This is a genomic window from Candidatus Obscuribacterales bacterium, from assembly GCA_036703605.1.
Lineage (GTDB): Bacteria > Cyanobacteriota > Cyanobacteriia > RECH01 > RECH01 > RECH01.
In genome coordinates, this window is the sequence record DATNRH010000315.1 from 1 (window position 1) to 2,373 (window position 2,373).

Below are 2,373 nucleotides of genomic sequence, written 5' to 3' on the forward strand. Positions count from 1 at the left end.
GTTATCGGTTGGGATAGCGGTCAATCCTGAACAGCCTTCTAGTGGTTCGCGACCATCCTTTGCGTTGGTGTCCATCTGGGAGCAGCTCTCAGGACATCAAGTATCCCAAGAACATCGAGCAGCCCAGGGAGATGGATAACACCACAGGTTCGGAGACGACTTCGATAGACCTGTGGTGTTGCCTGAGGTTGACTATTCACAACGACTCCTGATGGTCATAGGGTGGCTCACGCATGGTGGCAGGAAGGCCTAGGATGGCTGGGGGTTGATGAGGTCAAGCTAGCGGTCAATCTCGACGGGCGATCGCCCTTGGACTATAGCAGTACCTAAACCAGCCCTGCCCATCCCTAGGACTTCGCTTCATTGCGGGCTTGCCACGCTAGATCAAGGAGCTTCACCCAGCGCTTATGCACCTGTTTGGTGGTACATTTCAGGGTCTGAGCGATCGCTTGATCCGGGGTCTTGAGCTGTTTTAGGCGTAAGAGATGCTGCTGATCGGGGGTGAGCGTATCGACGAACGCATCCCAGTTTTGCTGCGCCATGCCAAGGTTTTGATCCAAATCTGCACCCAGCCATTGGTGGACGAGCTGCCAGCGGTGGGAGCGGGCAAACTTTTCGACGTGATACTTAAACCGCTGTTGTAGATAGTCCCGCTGACGGGGAGAGAGTTGCAGCACCTCATCAATTTCGGGGGCGGAGAGGTCTTGCAGTTTGAGGACTAGGTAGTCCACACATTCCGACTGCCCTTGGGATTCTAGGTATTCCACCAATTCTGCAATGATGCGATCGCGGAGGACAGAGTCCGACGGGTCGGTCGTTTCCGCCACCATCTGTTCCCGCACCTGCTGCACCACCGGAGAGCGGCTGTAGGCTTCGGCTTCTTCACTACGACCCGATTCGATGGCAGCTTCCATATCCACGGAGGTTTCCAGCGGCTGGCGGTTGGCAAAGCCCTGGGCCCGCAACACCACCAATTGCTGATTCCGCCGTCCTGGTAAGTTAATGCGGCGCTTGGCATATTGTTCGGTAAACGCCATGTATTCCGCTAGTTCAATGCGAGTACGGGGGCTGTACTCAGCAGAGAGCTGGTTTTCGCGGCGGAAGGCCTTGAGCACCTCGATGTAGAAATTCTGTAGAAAGTCTTCAATGAGCGTGTAGCGACCCTGGAAACCCATATGGGTGCGAGCGGGGGCAATGTGCCGATAAACCATCGCGCTCAGGTGGCTATGGAGTTCTACTCGGCCTCGGCGAGATCCGAGCTTGTGGTAGGCCAAGCACTTTTGAATGCGATGGCGGGCGAGGGTGAGTTGCCACGATCGCACCTGTCCAGACTGTTGAATGCGATCGCTTTTGTCACAGATACGTTCAACTTCCACAGCAATGCGTTGCGCCACATCTCGCAAGCTTTTGGAAACTCCTCCGGTTTCTGCTTGAAGTTCGTGAATGAGGAGTTGTACAAACTCTGCGTGATTGCGATCTACGGGGGCGGCACTGGGGGCAGATGAGGTAGCGTCAGGGGCAAGTTGGCGATCGCGGGTAGACTGAACGGGTGCGGGCGAGGGAGAGGTAGAAGAACCGTCAGAGTTAGGCGGTAGAGAAGCACGAAATTCGGTAGATTTAACGTTCATGGCTTAACCTTTTGGTGATGCACAAAGAGCAGGACAGAGGTCTATCCCTCTCTTCAATGACAGAAGCAGTTGAAGGTCGATTGACTATATCCTGACTGTATCGATTCAGACCTCATCCTAGGGAGCAGCATGTGGCACTCTTTGAGAGAGAACGACCTATGCATAATGACCTGTCCCTACTGAAGTAGGGATAGTAAGCCATTGAACCCAGGTGAGAGCAACGATTGGGGGGCTGTTTGGAGCCACATAATCACCTCTAGTTAAAACCTGATGGGGACGATTTTTCTGTAGGACAATCAAAGAACTGGTCAGGGTTTGCGGATTCCCAGCCCTCTGAGGTGAAGCCAGCTTGAATTCATCCATGGCTGAAGCATGGGATACAGCGATAGGTGGCTCGGGAGCATGGATCGTGGTCTATCCTTTGCCCGCGTCCTAGACTATCGGTGAGCTCCACCTCCGCCATTACGTCACATCTGAAACCCAGCTAGCCGCAGCCTCCCACCCTAGCCCTTTGCGAACCACCGTCGGTTCATCGGTTAGGTCTAAGACGGTGGAGACCTTGTAGCTCATATCACCGCCATCATCAATGATGATGTCTACTAACCGATCGAGATGGTCAAAGAGTTCGGCCTGAGAAAGGATGCGATCGTCTGAACTGAACGCACTGAGTGCAGATGTAGATACCACGGGATTGTCGAGCGCCGCGATCAGTGCCTGGCAAATCGAGTTATTGGGCACTCGAATC

Annotated in this window: 2 protein-coding genes; both read right to left on the reverse strand. The window is 54.1% G+C overall.

Annotated features, from left to right (window positions below):
- Window positions 1–347: 347 nt before the first annotated feature.
- Window positions 348–1,628 (reverse strand): HetZ-related protein, encoded by a 1,281-nt coding sequence (locus tag V6D20_06665; protein HEY9815469.1) that lies wholly within the window; start codon window positions 1,626–1,628, stop codon window positions 348–350.
- A gap of 462 nt (window positions 1,629–2,090) precedes the next feature.
- Window positions 2,091–2,373 (reverse strand): Sua5/YciO/YrdC/YwlC family protein (locus V6D20_06670; GenBank protein HEY9815470.1); only part of this gene is annotated, 283 nt, incomplete at its 5' end.